Annotated in this window: 13 protein-coding genes and 1 pseudogene; 9 read left to right on the top strand and 5 right to left on the bottom strand. The window is 57.5% G+C overall.

The window, feature by feature from the left end; translation table 11 throughout:
• Positions 1–52: 52 nt before the first annotated feature.
• The gene (locus OKB77_RS17325) at positions 53–817 is read right to left on the bottom strand and encodes a substrate-binding periplasmic protein (protein ID WP_270818027.1); all 765 of its coding nucleotides are present in this window, start codon (positions 815–817) and stop codon (positions 53–55) included.
• 275 nt (positions 818–1,092) lie between these two features.
• Here OKB77_RS17325 and OKB77_RS17320 point away from each other — a divergent pair, with 275 nt between their 5' ends.
• Positions 1,093–2,808 (top strand): NAD-dependent malic enzyme, encoded by a 1,716-nt coding sequence (locus tag OKB77_RS17320; RefSeq protein ID WP_064339679.1) that lies wholly within the window; start codon positions 1,093–1,095, stop codon positions 2,806–2,808.
• An 87-nt stretch (positions 2,809–2,895) separates the two neighbouring features.
• Here the strand turns inward: OKB77_RS17320 and OKB77_RS17315 are convergent, their stop codons facing one another.
• Together OKB77_RS17315 and OKB77_RS17310 are read right to left on the bottom strand one after the other, a co-directional pair.
• Positions 2,896–3,237 carry an RT0821/Lpp0805 family surface protein gene (locus OKB77_RS17315; RefSeq protein ID WP_227342189.1) on the bottom strand — a complete coding sequence of 114 codons (342 nt, stop codon included), beginning with the start codon at positions 3,235–3,237 and terminating at the stop codon, positions 2,896–2,898.
• A complete protein-coding gene (locus tag OKB77_RS17310) occupies positions 3,234–4,805 on the bottom strand; it encodes a hypothetical protein (RefSeq protein WP_418135342.1) in 1,572 nt (523 codons plus the stop codon). The genes OKB77_RS17315 and OKB77_RS17310 overlap by 4 nt, the downstream gene beginning before the upstream one ends.
• 305 nt (positions 4,806–5,110) lie before the next feature.
• On the opposite strand from OKB77_RS17310, the gene OKB77_RS17305 reads away from it, so the two are divergent.
• From OKB77_RS17305 to OKB77_RS17285, 5 genes are all read left to right on the top strand, one after another.
• Positions 5,111–6,349 carry a uracil-xanthine permease family protein gene (locus tag OKB77_RS17305; protein ID WP_069528628.1) on the top strand — a complete coding sequence of 413 codons (1,239 nt, stop codon included), beginning with the start codon at positions 5,111–5,113 and terminating at the stop codon, positions 6,347–6,349.
• Between the two features lie 551 nt (positions 6,350–6,900).
• A complete protein-coding gene (locus OKB77_RS17300; RefSeq protein ID WP_005334783.1) occupies positions 6,901–7,632 on the top strand; it encodes a substrate-binding periplasmic protein in 732 nt (243 codons plus the stop codon).
• A 64-nt stretch (positions 7,633–7,696) separates the two neighbouring features.
• Positions 7,697–9,223, top strand: a complete 1,527-nt coding sequence (locus OKB77_RS17295) for a methyl-accepting chemotaxis protein (RefSeq protein ID WP_270818026.1) — start codon at positions 7,697–7,699, stop codon at positions 9,221–9,223.
• Between the two features lie 376 nt (positions 9,224–9,599).
• Positions 9,600–10,391, top strand: coding sequence for a winged helix-turn-helix domain-containing protein (locus OKB77_RS17290; protein ID WP_247823208.1), 792 nt, complete (start codon positions 9,600–9,602; stop codon positions 10,389–10,391).
• A gap of 10 nt (positions 10,392–10,401) precedes the next feature.
• Entirely contained in the window at positions 10,402–10,920 is a 519-nt protein-coding gene (locus OKB77_RS17285; protein WP_019445799.1) for a hypothetical protein, read from the top strand.
• On the opposite strand, the gene OKB77_RS17280 is transcribed toward OKB77_RS17285, so the two are convergent.
• Positions 10,910–11,329 (bottom strand): GNAT family N-acetyltransferase, encoded by a 420-nt coding sequence (locus OKB77_RS17280; protein ID WP_247823207.1) that lies wholly within the window; start codon positions 11,327–11,329, stop codon positions 10,910–10,912. The two genes, OKB77_RS17285 and OKB77_RS17280, sit on opposite strands and share 11 nt — an antisense overlap.
• Positions 11,330–11,489: 160 nt before the next feature.
• On the opposite strand from OKB77_RS17280, the gene OKB77_RS17275 reads away from it, so the two are divergent.
• Positions 11,490–11,990, top strand: a complete 501-nt coding sequence (locus OKB77_RS17275; protein WP_005334766.1) for an SRPBCC family protein — start codon at positions 11,490–11,492, stop codon at positions 11,988–11,990.
• A gap of 205 nt (positions 11,991–12,195) precedes the next feature.
• Here the strand turns inward: OKB77_RS17275 and glk are convergent.
• A pseudogene (gene glk / locus OKB77_RS17270) lies at positions 12,196–13,167 on the bottom strand (glucokinase); the annotation flags it as partial.
• Positions 13,168–13,514: 347 nt separating this feature from the next.
• Here glk and OKB77_RS17265 point away from each other — a divergent pair.
• Both OKB77_RS17265 and pyk read left to right on the top strand, forming a co-directional pair.
• Complete coding sequence (locus tag OKB77_RS17265) at positions 13,515–14,369, top strand: MurR/RpiR family transcriptional regulator (RefSeq protein WP_005334759.1); 855 nt, start codon at positions 13,515–13,517, stop codon at positions 14,367–14,369.
• A 163-nt stretch (positions 14,370–14,532) separates the two neighbouring features.
• Entirely contained in the window at positions 14,533–15,972 is a 1,440-nt protein-coding gene (pyk, locus tag OKB77_RS17260; protein ID WP_005362071.1) for a pyruvate kinase, read from the top strand.
• The last annotated feature ends 203 nt before the right edge of the window (positions 15,973–16,175 follow it).

The raw sequence follows: 16,175 nt of genomic DNA, 5'->3' as shown, positions 1-16,175 counted from the left end.
CACAAAGGGCCATCGCCGTTGTTTTATCCTCTCTGTTTTTGCCTCGCCACGGTCAATATTCACCCCGGGCCAGCCGGTCGAAATAGGTTTGATAACGTCCGCTGGCGATGGCCTGCTGCAACTGCTGATTGAACTGATCACGCAGTTTGGCTGAATCCTGCATTTTGCGCGGGAACATCACGAAGCTGTCGTTGCGCAGAAAAGGGGTCTGACTGTGGGTGATGAGTGCCGCGCTGGCGGGATCGAGCTGACTCTGCAACTCGGCCAGACCGACCCGCAGCTCTTGCGGATAGAGGTCGATCCGCCCGCGCAGCAGCTTGCCGAAATTCTGCTTCACGTCGGTGACACGCTGCTGGCTCACTTTGCCGTCGGCCACCATCTTGTCCAGCTCTGGCCCGTAGCTGTAGGCGATATCGCCCCCCAACCGCATGCCAACGATCTGCTCGAGGCGCTCGGCTTGCAGATGTCGTGCTTTGAGTGAAAAGAAGACAAACTGCTCCTGCAGCACCGCTTTGCTGAACAGAAAATCCCGCTCACGTTCCGGCTTGTGCATCCAGACGGCGGTGGCATCGTAGAGCTGGCTGTTGGCTGCCAGCGAATAGACCCGACCCCAGGGGGCGAAGTGGAACTTCACCTCGTAGCCCGCCTCCTTGAACAGATCGCGGATGAGGTGGGCCACTGGCCCGTGCTGTTTTGACTGCTCGGAGACGAAAGGGGGCCATTCACCCACGATGATGTTGAGTTCTCTCCCCTGTGCGGCGAGAGCCGACTGGCAGGCAAGCAGTTGTGACAGGGCAAGGAGCAGTATCAGACGCATGGCGAGAGGAGGCAAAAGCTGGCTGAAAAAGTCGAGGGCATCAGGTCACTCCCGGCTGCGGCATGGTGAAACGTTGCGGAATTGATCGCAATGCTAGCATGAGCCTCATTCCTCTCCGTGGATATTTATCACTCGGGGAGTGAGATGAGCGGATTTCGGCCACAGGGTATGCCCAAGCTCACAAAACCGATCGAGTAAACGTCATATGATTGATTTCATTATGAGTCTTGCTCTCCTGCCGAACGGCAATTTCACGTAAATCAAAGAGAATGACTATGGCTACCGGACAATATCTGCTGTGGAAAGATGCACAGGGACAGGATTTTCGCCCCGTTGCACTGACCGGCACTGATCTGCTTAACAATCGATACCTCAACAAGGGCACGGCCTTCACCGAACAGGAGCGGGCCGATTTTGATCTCGATGGTTTGCTGCCGCCTCAGGTACAAACCTTTGAAGCCCAGCTCGAGCGAGTGTATGAGGGGTTCAAGAGCGCTTGCAGCGATATCGAGAAGTACCAGAACCTGCGTGCCCTGCAGGATCGCAACGAAACCCTGTTTTATGCCCTGTTGTCACGCCATGTGGAGGAGATGACTCCCTACATCTATACCCCGACCGTGGGCAAGGCGTGCCAGGAGTTCAGCCACCGCTTCCAGAAGCCGCGCGGCCTCTACATCACCCCTGACAACGTGGATGACATGGGCAGTCAGGCCCGTCACTTCGATGCCAAATCGATCCGCATCATAGTCGTCACCGACAGCCAGGGCATTCTGGGGATCGGCGACCAGGGGGTTGGCGGCATGGGGATCCCTATCGGCAAGCTGGCGCTCTACACCCTGGGTGCCGGTATTCACCCCGCCTGCTGCATGCCCATCGCGCTGGATGTGGGCACCGACAACCAGAAACTGCTCGATGATCCCATGTATCTGGGCCGCCCCCACAAGCGCATTCGTGGCAAGGAGTATGAAGAGTTCATCGACAAGTTCGTGCAGGGGGTCAAGCGCCACTTCCCCAACGCCGTGCTGCAGTGGGAAGACTTCAGCAAATCCAATGCCTTCAACAATCTTGCTCGCTACCAGCAGGCACTGCCGTCATTCAACGATGATATTCAGGGCACCGGTGCCGTGGTGCTGGCCGGTATCATAGGCGCGGTCAAGGTCAAGGGGGAGACCCTGGGCCAGCAGAACTATCTGGTCTATGGCGCTGGCGCCGGTGGGGTTGGCGTCGCGGATCAGATCTGCGCGGGGATGATCCGCGAGGGGATGGATCCGCAGGCGGCCCGCGATCGAATCTACATTCTGGATACCCAGGGGCTGGTGTGCGACAACCGGGACGGGCTCGACGAGTACAAGCGTCGCTACGCCAAGCCGGGGCTGCTGCTGGCGGGTTGGGATACCGAGGTGCCCGGCAAGGCCAATCTGGCCGATGTGCTGCGTCATGTGCCCATTACCGTGTTGCTGGGTACCAGTGGCTCGGGCGGGGCCTTCCAGGAAGAGCACATCCAGCTGATGCTGCAGCATTGCGAGCGCCCCATGGTGTTCCCGCTCTCCAACCCTACCGCCAACTGTGAAGCGCTGCCGGAAGATATCTACCGCTGGAGCAAGGGCAAAGCCATCGTTGCAACCGGCAGTCCGTTCAAGGATGTGAGCTACGAGGGGCAGGAGTTCCGGGTCGGGCAGGGCAACAACGTCTTTATCTTCCCCGGTGTAGGTCTGGCGGCCATCGTCAGCCAGATCCGCGAGATCACACCCGATGTCTTCACTACCGCCGCCTTTGCGCTGGCTGAGTGCGTGAGCGAGGTGGACCTGGCGAAAGGGGCCGTGTATCCCCGCATTCGCGAGCTGCGCAGCATCTCGGTGCATGTGGCGACCGCCGTGCTCAAGGATATCGTGCGCCGGGATCCCTCCCACCCACTGATCGGTCAGGATCTGCAGCAGCATATCCTCAACCACATGTGGGAGCCGGTTTACCTGCCCTATCGTCGGGTATAACCGCGTATTCACCGTCCGGATAACGGATCGGTAAAGATGACAAGGGGGTAGCGCTGCTACCCCCTTTCGTTTACCCCGTGGCATTCACTAAATTCGCAATGGTCGCCAGCGCCCTTCCTGATTGCGACAGGCGGTATCCTGCCACTGCTGGCTCGCCTTGCCGATATAGAGTTGCTCGCGATAGTCGCGACACCACTCCCCGCTGGTATGGCGGAAGGTGCGCAGCGGCGTGACGCTACCCGAGTGACGATTAGCCGGATTGAACCAGGTGAGGCTCTGCCCTTTGGTGCGGGTTTCCAGCGCCTTGGCAAGGGCCTGATTGGCCAGTTGAATATCTGCCTTATCCATCTGATGGTAAAGCGGCGGAGTGTCGACCGTGGCGCAGCCAGCGAGGCCGAGCAGGAGGAGTGTTAGCAGATAACGCATCATGGTTGCCCCTGTTGGCGAAAGCCGTTGTTGAGCAGCGCCCGCTCCTGCTCATCGGTAAGCACTTGCTGACGATCGTCGACCGTGCCGTCACCTCTTAGTTTGTTGCCGTTGGCATCGACAGCATCCACACCGTTGTCATCGACCGTGCCATCGCCCCTGAGTTTGTTGCCATTGGCATCGACGGCATCCACACCGTTGTCATCGACTGTGCCGTCACCTCTGAGCTTGTTGCCGTTGGCATCGATGGCATCCACGCCGTTGTCATCGATGGTGCCATCACCTCTGAGCTTGTTGCCGTTGGCATCGACGGCATCCACGCCGTTGTCATCGATGGTGCCATCGCCTCTGAGCTTGTTGCCGTTGGCATCGACGGCATCCACACCGTTGTCATCGACCGTGCCATCACCTCTTAGTTTGTTGCCGTTGGCATCAACGGCATCTACGCCGTTGTCATCGACCGTGCCATCGCCTCTGAGCTTGTTGCCATTGGCATCGACCGCATCCACGCCGTTGTCATCAACGCCATTGCCAAACCCGCGGCCACCACCATGGCGTTCTCCCCCTGCATGTTTTTCTCCACCAGCATGCCGTTCACCTCCACCATGCTGCTCTCCGCCGGCATGCTTGCCCTGACCCTGATTATCGTGGCTGCTGCTCTCGTTATCACTGCCACCGTCGCTATCACTGCCTCCGCCGCTGTTGCTGCCACCGCCGCTGTTGCTGCCACCGCCGCTGTCGCTGCCACCGCCGCTGTCGCTGCCACCGCCGCTGTCGCTGCCACCGCCGCTGTCGCTGCCTCCGCCGCTGTTGCTGCCTCCGCCGCTGTTGCTGCCACCACCGCTGTTGCTGCCACCACCGCTGTTGCTGCCTCCGCCGCTGTTGCTGCCCCCATCGCTGTCGCTGCCACCGCCGCTGTTGCTGCCTCCACCACTGCTGCCCCCACTGCCACCATCGCCATCTTTGTTGTGAACGATCAGCTCATTGGCGATGTAGCTGTGGCTGCCATCGAGCAGCAGATTGAAGAGTGCGGTAGTGGGAGATGTCTCGATCCAGCAGAGTGACTCAACCAGCAGTAATTCCGGCTGGGATTGTAGGGCCAGATTGCCCGTCACCATGACAGGTGTCGGGCGACACATTATCTGCATGCCGGTAAATAGCGGCAGCACCGCCAGTTGCGGGTTTTCGGTTCGGGTCATGGCCGGTGAGATGGCCGCCCAGCCCCGCGTGGTCAGCAGAGGGTGCTCTGCGGTAAAAAATGGGGGCAGATCATTGATCCCGTAGAGTCTGCGCTTGCCCAGTATGACCCGCTCGACCGCCAGGATCCGGTTACTACCGCCGTGTTGATCCAGCACCCGTTCACCGACCCGGAGCGTCTCTATGGGGCGGGTGGAACCATCGGCCATCGTGATGCGAGTGCCGGCGATAAAGCAGGACTTGGCATAGGCCTGATTCATTTGCCACTCATTGTGGGTGAAATCATAACTGAACGGGTTTGCAAACAGAGCGAGTGCGATGGCCGAGCCGATAAGCAATCTGCGCTGGCTGGCATTGAATGGGGGCTGTGACATGGGGACTCCTTGTCCATCTTGATTCACAGGATCCAGTATAGAGCGCCCCCAAGCGGCGGCATTTTTGACTATGAACACAATAAACATGATGGAAAAACGATTGGCGTTCGTCACAATAATGCGTAAAATCGCATACTCGATGCTTGTAGCAACGAATCCCGCCTAAAAAGCCAGTTTCATGCCCTTCCCAAGCAGTAAAAGGTAACAAGTGACGAATTTGTGTTCATTTTGTGCCTTGAAAAAGTCTTGTGATAACTGAAAAGTGATAAATATCCCCATCAGTTATCAAAAAATTAAGGACATCCATGTTTTCCTTAGTCAAGCAAAGTGTCGCCGGGCTGCAAATCCTGTTTGTCGCCTTCGGTGCCATGGTTCTGGTGCCCCTGCTCACCGGACTGAACCCCTCCATGGCCTTGCTTGGCGCCGGTGTGGGCACCCTGTTGTTCCAGCTCTGCACCCGCCGCCAGGTCCCGATTTTCCTCGGTTCCAGCTTTGCCTTCATCGCGCCCATCATCTACGCCACCCAGACCTGGGGATTGCCATCCACCATGTTTGGCCTGTTTGCCGCCGGTTTCATGTATTTCATTCTGGCTGCGCTGATCCGGGCAAAAGGGATGGGCTTTGTGCACAAATTGCTGCCGCCCGTGGTGATTGGCCCGGTGATCATGGTGATCGGTCTTTCTGTGGCGCAGGTTGCCTGCAACATGGCGATGGGCCGCGCCGGTAGTGAGCAGGTGGTACCTGCGGGGATTGCGCTGACGCTGGCCGGTATCTCGCTGGCGGTCACCCTGATTGCAGCTGTGTTCTGCAAGGGGTGGATCAAGCTGATCCCCATCCTGTGCGGCGTGATTGCCGGTTATGTCTCGGCTGTCTTCATGGGCCAGGTGAGTTTCGATGGCATGGTGAACGCACCCTGGTTGGCGCTGCCCCACTTCGAAACCCCGGAGATCAACTGGGCTGCTGCGTTGTTCATGTTGCCGGTAGCCATCGCCCCCTGTATCGAGCATATCGGTGGCGTGTTGGCGATTGGTGGCGTGACTGGCAAGGATTACACCAAGGATCCGGGTTTGCACCGTACGCTGGCCGGTGACGGCATCGGCGTCTGCTTCGCCGGTTTCATCGGTGGCCCACCCGTGACCACCTACGCCGAAGTGACCGGTGCCGTGATGATCACTCGCAACTTCAATCCGGTCACCATGACCTGGGCTGCGGTGTTTGCCATCATTCTGGCCTTCTTCGGCAAGTTCAATGCGCTGCTCACCTCCATCCCGATGCCGGTGATGGGCGGTATCATGCTGCTGCTGTTCGGATCCATCGCTGCCATCGGTCTCAAGACGCTGGTGGAATCCAAGGTGGATCTGGGGCTGTCACGCAATATCGCCATCGTCGCTGTGACTCTGACCGTCGGTGTCGGTGCGCTGGAGATGAAGATTGGCGACTTCGCGCTGGCCGGTGTTGGCCTGGCCTCTGTTGCCGCCATCCTGCTCAACCTGATCCTGCCTGCGCACTCCGAAGAGGGTGTGATGGACGCGGCCAAGGACTGAGTTTCACCAGACGTTTATTGTTGATTTGGAGAAGGCCACCTCGCGGTGGCCTTCTCATTTTCGCGTATCTAGCGCCACTTTTTGGCTCGACGGAGCTCATCTGGAATCTAATTTGGAAGCAGATGAGGGGGTTAGCATTCTCATTTGACGTATCTCTTTTCGTGACCTTAGCTAAAGGACAGGTTTGGCTCTGAGGTCTCCTCGAGCAGTATGGGAAAATGGATGTTGGCGTTTTCTATCATTTCTCTCCCAGACCCCTGTCATAAAACGATGCGCTTTTTCTTTGCCACGGCGCTGTTGTATGGCAGAGGCTTATCCGCCCCACTCCGCACTCCCCTCATGCTGCCCTGGCATGTTTCCACCTCGATTTGTTGTGAGCCTCCCTCGCCGGTTGCGTTTCGTTGCGCACAGGCAAAATCCGGATCTGTTTGCTGCTGCACGTTGGTGGGCGGCGAGCCGTGAAAGCCGGCATGACCCCAGCGGGTCAGACGTGCACCGCCATCGGTAACGGCGGATGTTCAGGGATGAATGGCAAGCAAAGCGAGGTTGCAATGAACTATCAACTGCTGTGGAAAAGTGCAATTTTTTCAGTCTCTTCCATGATGGCGATAAGCGCTGTTCAGGCTGCGCCACTGAACGTGATGACCGAGGATTACCCGCCATTCAACATGCAGGGGGAGGGGGGCAAGATTGTCGGGCTATCGACCGAGGTGGTCGAAGAACTGTTCAAGCGTGCCGGGGTCGAATACAAGCTGACCCTGATGCCCTGGAAACGGGCGTACGAAGATACCCTCGGTACTCCCAATACCGCCCTCTACTCCACGACCCGCACTCCGGAGCGGGAAGCACTGTTCAAGTGGGTAGGGCCGCTGGTCAATAACAACTGGGTATTTTTCTCCAGTTCGACCGCCAATATCACGGTCAAGTCGCTGGAAGATGCCAAGCAGTATTCGGTGGGTGGCTATAACGGTGATGCGGCCGCCGAATATCTCAAGGCCCAGGGATTTGCCAAGTTGCAGCTGGCCGCCAACGATACCGCCAACGTGAAAAAACTGGAGGCAGGTCGCATCGATCTCTGGGCTACCGGCCAGTATCTGGCCCCCTATCTGGCCAGCAAGGAGAAGGTGGCCTCACCCAAGCCGGTCTTCGTGTTCAAGGAAACCCAGATGAGCTTGGCGTTTAACAAGGATACGCCCGATGAGCTCATCACCAAGCTCAACGAGATCCTCGCAGCCATGAAGGCGGATGGCACCATCGACAAGATCAATGCCAAGTACCAGTAACAGTACCAATAGAAAGTGCTGCTCAATGGCACTGCGCCGGCTGCCGTAAAACCGGGAGGAAACCATGGATTGGAAAAGTCTGACGTTCAGGATTGCCGTGTTGACCTCCCTGTCGGTGAGTCTGCTACTGGTGTTGTTTGGCGCTTACAACTACCACGCCGTCAAGGCGGAGAGCTACAGCAAACAGAGTGTGCTGGTCGAACAGGCCATCGGCCGGCTGCAGCTCTCCCTGCCCGGCCCGCTGTGGAATTATGAATCGGCTTTCATCGAGGCATCGCTCAAGTCCGAGCTGGCGGCCGATATCCTGAGTGCTTTGCTGGTGGTCAACAAGGACAAGCTGGTGGCCGGGTTTGCCCGTGACACGGCGGGGAGCATTGCCCCCGTGACAGCCATGCCTGCCGATACCGCTGCCTATGGGGGATATGATCTGGTCTATGACGACAGCGGCCAGAAAAACACCGTGGCCCGATTGCTGGTGCAAACCAGTGATGCCGCCATTCAGGCCCAACTGCGCCAGCAGTTGATCACCACCGTCTGGCAGATCCTGGTGCTCGATCTCTGCATCATCGCCCTGTTAATGGTGCTGATTCATCGCAATGTGCTCAGGCCGCTTCACCAGATGAATCAGGCGGTGTTCGATCTGGCCAAAGGAGAGGGGGATCTGACCCGGCGTCTGAAGATCGGCCGTCAGGATGAGATGGGCGCGTTGGCCACCAACATCAACCACTTTATTGCCAAGTTGCAGGAGATGGTGGCGGAGATCAACGAGCTCTCTGCCGGTGTGTTGCAAACCGCCGAACTCTGTGACTCCCTCTCGGCAGATACCCGGGTAGGCAGTGACGCCCAGCAATCCGAGCTGGATCAGGTCGCTACCGCCATTACCGAAATGAGTCAGGCAGTGCAGGAAGTGGCTGGTAACGCAGTGAAAACCTCTGGCGCTACCGATGAGGCCAACCTCTATGTGGAGCAGGGTTACAATCTGGCGGGCCATGCCAATGAGGCCATCCATCAACTGGTGGGGGAGGTGGAGCGAGTCGCCACCCTGATGCGCACCCTTTCGACCGAGAGCAGCAGCATTGGCACCATCATTGAGGTGATCAACGGCATTGCCGAGCAGACCAATTTGCTTGCCCTCAATGCGGCCATCGAGGCGGCGCGGGCGGGTGATCAGGGACGCGGTTTTGCGGTGGTGGCGGATGAGGTACGCACCTTGTCGGGCCGTACTCGCCAGTCGACGGAGGAGATCAGCGCCAGTATCAAGCGGTTGCAGCAAGCGACCCAGAATGTCGGTGCCGGCATGCAACAGAGTCAGGAGAAGGCATCCCGCGCCGGCATCGAGGCGGCAGATGTGCAGATATCGGTGGAGAAGATTAAAAATCAGGTCAGCCTGATCCGCGAGATGAACATGTATATCGCCCAGGCATCGGAAGAACAACACTCGGTGGCAGAGGCGGTCAGCCATAGCGTCAACCGGATTGCGACGCTCAACAGCGAGAGTGCAGCCAGAGTGGCAAAGGTTGCCGAGGCCAGCAGTGATCTGCGGCAGCTATCGGCCCAGCTTGACACCCTGCTCAAGCAGTTTCGGGTCTAGTCAGTTAACTTCGCCCCGTTGGATCATCCTGCGGGGCAGGCCGGTTCCCATTAATTTGAGGCGTGGCGAGATGTCGTGAGGGGCAAGGTGCCTTGTCCACCAGCGTTTTTCGTCATGCCCATGTCACTGTTTAGCTGAGATTGGCGTGATCGTGATACGCGAAACTCGCAGCATCATGCTCTGCCCGATACGCAGTCCGACAGCGCTGGACGCATATTTTCATTTTCCCCGCTCATGCCTGCTTGCATCTATTGTGCCGCTGATCCCGACCCTTTAGAATTTCGTTTAATTACAGCAAGTCCTGAGCCGCCATCTGGCTTTATCAGGTGTGGAATCCCATCTTCTTCATGATGAATGCAAATAACAGGTGGTTGGTATGACGGGGGTTGCGCCAGGCAATAACATATCAGCCTATCACTTCGGTGATTATGTCTTTGATGTCAAAAGGCGAGAGCTGATCTTCTGTGCCGACAAGGACAACTTGCAAAGCGCCCGGGTGGTGCGCTTGTCATCGGCAGAGAGCCTCATTTTCAGCTATCTGCTCGATCACCATGACGAGGTGTGCGACAAGGATCTGTTGCTCGAAATCGGCTGGTTGGGTCGCCCCATCAGCCCCAACTCACTGAACGTGGCCATCGCCAATATTCGTCGCCACTTCGCCTCATCCCCCCAGACGCTGGATATCAGAAGTACCCCGAAAAAAGGGTACTCCCTGCATCTGAACTGCAAGATGAAGAGTTATTACGGCAAGGCCCTGCCAACAGAGAGTGAGCCCTTGCCCGAGCCGATGAACGAGCCCACGCCTGCAGCGGCTGCGCAGCCACCGTCGACATCACCAAGCTCCGACCACGAGGTCATTAAAGAGCCTGCTGCTCCCCGTTCTTTTGGTGAGCGCGCCAAACTTGCCTTTCTCAGTGGTATCGGGCGGCCAATGCTGGCAAGGGGCCTGATATACGTCAATCTGCTACTGGTTGTGCTGGTGGCGTTTGTCGCCAGCTATCTCCATTTCGAGTGGCTCCATGTGCACTGCACCGACTCGCCGACCGGCGTTGTTTGCCAGATGGAGGCACGGAGCGATGTGCCACCAGTCAAACCGGCATCGTTGGTGCTGGTCTCCGGCCACCAGGTTCGCGTGCTCTCCTATAAAGAGCTCGAAAAGACGCTGTAAGGGATCTCTGATGAAACGAACGCTGAAAAATACCTTGCTGCTGTTGCCACTGCTTGTCGTGCTGCTGTTTGTGGTCGGGATGTTGATCAACAGTCTGGGCTGCCATTACGACCTGAAAATGTCGGCCAATGGAGTCAACTATCACGGGGTGTGCCGCTGGGGCAAAATCACCGTGATCGAAGAGGAGGAGGCGACCAGGGAGAAGTGGCGAGTGACCGGTTTTCAACTTACCTTCTTCAACCAGCTTGTTTACCTCATCGACAGTCGTACCCAACTGCACGAATCGGGTAACGATGACTCCTATCTCAATGAGTACAACCTGATCCAGTCGCAATATGCGCTGGTCAACTATGCCTGGGTGCCGCTGACTGAAAACAAGGTGGCGATCTTCCAGCGCGATCCGGTGCATGAGGTCGTGATTGCCCAGCGAGATGGCTGGTTCGATCTCTACCGCTGGTTCTTCCCCCCTGCACCGCTGGTGCCTGTTCAGCCGCAAAGCGCAGGTGCTGGGCGTCCCGCTAGCTTCTAAGCAACTTGCACCAGGGGCCGGTGACCTCGCAGTGGCCTGTCTCATCACTGTTTTGCCAGCCCAGCCGATGGTAGAAGGCTACTGCCGCCGTGTTGCGGGTCGCAACCTTGAGCGAGCCGTGCGGCGAATCAGCGAGGCCCCGCTCCAGCAGGGCGCGTCCTATCCCCTGACCGTGCCAGTCGTTTGACACATAGAGGTGATGGACGAAGTGAGCGGGCTGCCAGATGGCGATAAAGCCGCAGATATTGCCCCCCTGCTCGGCTACCCACACCTGTTCACCTTTGGTCTGTTCCTCGAAATCCTCGAGTTGGAAACGGGCGGGATCGACCCAGTGAAAGGTGTGGCGGCGGCTCTTTAAAAACAGCCGGGCCAGTTGGGGAATGTCGTGTTCTTCCATGAGCCGGATCATGATGTCCTCCCGGATCAAGCCAATGTTCAATGAGGCCGCAGCACAGCGGCAGGTTAATCGATGCAAATGACAAGGGTGTGATTAAGCACTGTCCATTGTATTTGCCATGGGGCTATACTGCCGGAGTCCCTTGTATGGATGGCTTGAGGATCGCTGATTTATGGACAATAAACTGATTGAAGGCAACATTTTTGTTCCGGCGCACATAGACGATGTCTGGCACGCCTGGACTACCGAAAGCGGTCTGCGCAGTTTTCTGGCTCCCGAATGTTTGATGGTGGCCGAACCGAATGGTCCTTTCGAGATCTACTTCAGGCCTGATGCCCCGCTGGGTGAACGTGGCAGCGAAGGGTGCCGGGTCATGGCCGTCATGCCCTATGACCTGCTCAGTTTCAGCTGGAATTTCCCGCCCAGCCTGCCCCATATCCGCCAGCAAAAGACCCAGGTTTGCCTGCGCTTTGTGCCGGAAGGGCAGGGCACTCGCCTCTACTTCCTCCAGAGCGGTTGGGCCAATGATCCGGATTGGGATCAGGGTTATGCCTATTTTCGGGAAGAGTGGCTGGAGACCAGCCTGCCACGGTTGCAGTACCGTTTTACCCACGGTCCCATCGACTGGAACAATCCTCCCGACAAGGCGCAGTTGAAGGCGCTGGCCCAGTAATCCCGGATATCAGACATAAAAAAAACCGGCCAAAAGGCCGGTTGAAACAGTTCAGGCTTGTCAGGTGACAAACGTATCCAGCGGATGAGAGTCGCTTTCCACTCCTTGTGAAGCACAACACTCTTGGTTACGTGCGGCTACTTTATGCCATTCACACTGAATCGAGGCTGAACCATGGATGATCCCGCCTCGCCCCCCTCTTCAATCAGATTGTGATCCCCATCGACTGGCGCAAGTAAGCGCCTGCACCGAGCAGCCCCGGTCCTTCATGGGTGATCAGGAACACTGGGATCTCCTTGAGGTAGGACTTGAAGCGCCCCTTGTCTTCAAAGGCGACCCGGAAACCGGAACCGGTAAAGAACTCCTGGAAGCGCGGCACTATGCCACCTGCGATATAGACGCCGCCAAAGGTACCCATATTGAGGGCCAGATTGCCGGCAAAGCGGCCCATCAGCACGCAGAACAGGCTCAGGGTGCGACGGCAATCGAGGCACTCCCCGGCCAGTGCGCGCTCGGTAATGTCTTTGGGGGCAAACGGCTCCGGCTCACGACCATCGGATTTCACCAGCCCGCGATAGAGATTGACCAGACCCGGGCCGGAGAGGAACCGCTCTGCCGAGACATGGCCCAATTCGCCTCGCATTACTTGCAGTACCGCATCTTCCTCTTCGCTGTTGGCAGCAAAATCCACATGACCACCTTCACCCGGCAGGCTCAGCCACTGATCGCCCGCCTTGACCAGATGGGCGACCCCAAGGCCGGTACCCGCACCATAGATGGCGATGGGCTTGCCAGCCACTGGCACCGCGCCGCCCAGCTGGATACGATCCGATTCAGCCAATACCGGCACAGCCATCGAGACCGCAGTAAAGTCGTTGATCACTTGCAGGCGTGCCAGCTCGAGATTGCTCTGCATCTCGCTGATGGAGAACTCCCAGCTGTGGTTGGTCATGGCGACCCAGTCACCGTTGATGGGGCAGGCGATGGCGATGCAGGCTTCAGCCACCTGAACCTTGTGTTCTTCCAGATAGAGGCGTACCACGGCTTCAAGGCTGGGATGGGCCAGACCTGAGTAGGTCTTTGCCTGAGAGATAGTACCGGTAGCCAGCTCACACAGGGCCAGACGCGCATTGGTGCCGCCGACATCGCCGACCAGCGCATGGGTATGCTGCATAACAACTCCTTCGTTACAGGATGGGGACGACTCTGGTGTCCCGAGATTATTGTTGGATTATGACGGCCCATTCTATCCGAGCTCAGGCTTGCTCACCCGTCGGATCGATACAAACGTGCGCCTGCTCACAGTGTTGTTGCTTTGCAACATTTGTAAGCGCTTTCATGGCTAGGTGACGTTTTGTAACGAAAAGTACGAAATAATTAGAGATGAGTCATACTTTGTATGGCAGGCGTTAGTTGCCATAACCGCTTGTCTTGTATAGTCCTTAGCTTGAATGGAAACTTGCTTAGCCGTAGATTGAGTGCAAAGACACTGAAGCTAAATTACAAAAACACCTGGTGGTGATGATGAATACCCTTGATAAAATTACGAACAACTTGGAAAGTTTCAGTAAATCAGAACGCAAGGTTGCCGAGGTGATCCTGGCGTCTCCCCAGACCGCTATCCACTCCAGCATCGCCGCTCTGGCCAAGATGGCCGACGTCAGTGAACCGACCGTCAACCGCTTTTGCCGCCGTCTCGATACCAAGGGCTTTCCTGATTTCAAACTGCACCTGGCCCAGAGCCTTGCCAATGGTACGCCTTACGTAAATCGTCACGTGGAAGCGGAAGATGGGCCGGATACCTACACCGCCAAGATCTTCGAATCCACCATGGCTTGTCTGGATGCCGCCAAAAACAGCCTGGATATCTCTGCCATCAACCGCTGCGTCGATATCCTGACCCAGTCCAAGAAGATCAGCTTCTTCGGCCTTGGCGCCTCCTCCGCCGTTGCCCGCGATGCCCAGAACAAATTCTTTCGCTTCAACATTCCGGTAGTGAGCTTTGACGATATCGTCATGATGCGCATGAGCTGCATCAACAGCAGCGAAGGGGATGTGGTGGTGCTTATCTCCCACACCGGCCGCACCAAGGCGCTGGTCGAGATCGCCGCGCTGGCCCGCGAAAACGACGCCACCGTGATCGGTATGACCGCCAAGGACTCCCCGCTGGCCCGCGAGTGCAATCTGGTGCTCTCCATGGATGTGCCGGAAGATACCGATGTCTATATGCCGATGGCATCCCGCATCGCCCAGCTGGCGCTGGTGGATGTGCTGGCGACCGGTTTTACCCTGCGCCGAGGGATGAAATTTCGCGAAAATCTGAAGAAAGTAAAAGAGGGATTGCGCGAATCCCGTTTCGAAACCCCGCACTCTTCCTGAATCGTCGGGGGCTCCGGCCCCCGACTGTCTATGCCACCCGCCTTGGTGTAGTATTGTAATTTAATAACAAAAACCACCCAGATGGTTTGCAAACGGGTGCATCGAGCCATGGGCTTGATGGGGCAGAATCTCAAGTCATATCAACTTCATATTGGAGTCTTTCATGCCTAGACGTACAAAGATTGTAACCACACTCGGTCCGGCTACCGACCGCGAAGGGATCCTCGAAGGGATCATCCGCGCCGGGGCCGACATGGTGCGGATGAACTTCTCTCACGGCACTGCTGAAGACCATATCCTGCGCGCCAATCAGGTGCGTGACATTGCTGCCAAGCTCGGTCGTCACGTCGCCATCATGGGTGATCTGCAAGGCCCGAAAATCCGTGTTTCCACTTTCAAGGATGGCAAAATCTATCTGGCCATCGGTGACAAGTTCATTCTCGACGCGGCACTCGGCAAGGGTGAGGGTTGCCAGGAGCAGGTTGGCATCGATTACAAGAGCCTGCCAGACGATGTGGTTCAGGGCGACATTCTGCTGCTGGATGATGGCCGTGTGCAGCTGAAGGTCGAGCAGGTTGAAGGCACCCGCATTCACACCACGGTGACCGTGGCCGGGCCGCTCTCCAACAACAAGGGCATCAACAAGAAAGGGGGCGGTCTCTCCGCTCCGGCCCTGACCGAGAAGGACAAAGAAGACATCAAGACCGCTGCCCGCATGAATGTGGACTATCTGGCTGTCTCCTTCCCGCGCTGTGGCGATGATCTGCGCTATGCCCGCGAGCTGGCCCGCGAAGCCGGTTCCAATGCCAAGATCGTGGCCAAGGTTGAGCGCGCCGAAACCGTCGCCACCGATGAGGCGATGGAAGACATCATCCTCGGTTCCGATGCTGTGATGGTCGCCCGTGGCGATCTGGGTGTCGAGATCGGTGACCCCGAGCTGGTTGGCGTACAGAAGAAGCTGATCCGCCACTCCCGTCGTTTGAACCGTGTGGTGATCACCGCTACCCAGATGATGGAGTCGATGATCAATGCGCCGCTGCCGACTCGTGCAGAAGTTATGGACGTGGCCAACGCCGTGCTGGATGGTACCGATGCGGTGATGCTCTCTGCCGAGACTGCTGCCGGTCAGTTCCCCATCGAGACCGTGACCTCCATGGCGAGCGTCTGTGTCGGTGCCGAGAAGCACCCGAGCCTGAACGTCTCCAACCACCGCATGAGCTACACCTTCACCTCGGTAGAAGAGGCGGTGGCCATGTCCACCATGTATGCGGCCAACCACCTGGAAGGGGTCAAGGCGATCGTGGCGTTGACCGAGTCCGGCACCACTCCGCTGCTGATGTCCCGAATCAGCTCCGGTCTGCCGATCTTCGCCATGTCTCCCCACAACAAGACCCTGGCCTGGACCAACCTCTACCGTGGCGTCACTCCGGTGATGTTTGACGGTGACGAGACCAAACCGGTCTACGAAGTGTGCCGCGACGCGCTGGCCGTGCTCAAGGAGAAGGGGCTGCTGCAGAGCGGCGACATGGTGCTGCTGACTCACGGTGACAAGATGGAAACTGTGGGTAGTACCAACACCTGCAAGGTGATGATGGTCGAATAAGCCCGTCCGGTTTTACTGTGCTTAACAAGGCTGCTCCTCTTTGATGAGCAGCCTTTTTGTTAACCGCAGTCGGGCTGTGGCGGGATAAACAGGACTCAATGATTGCTTAACCGGATTCCCCTTCCGATAATGCGGGAGTGATTTTCAGCGGGTAGCCTGTTGTAGGTGATCCCCCTAGGTAACCCAGACACTCGACAATACGG

It is taken from the genome of Aeromonas sp. Y318-3, assembly GCF_027706185.1.
In the GTDB taxonomy this organism is placed as follows: domain Bacteria; phylum Pseudomonadota; class Gammaproteobacteria; order Enterobacterales; family Aeromonadaceae; genus Aeromonas; species Aeromonas veronii.
This window is presented reverse-complemented; position numbering and strand designations above follow the sequence as displayed.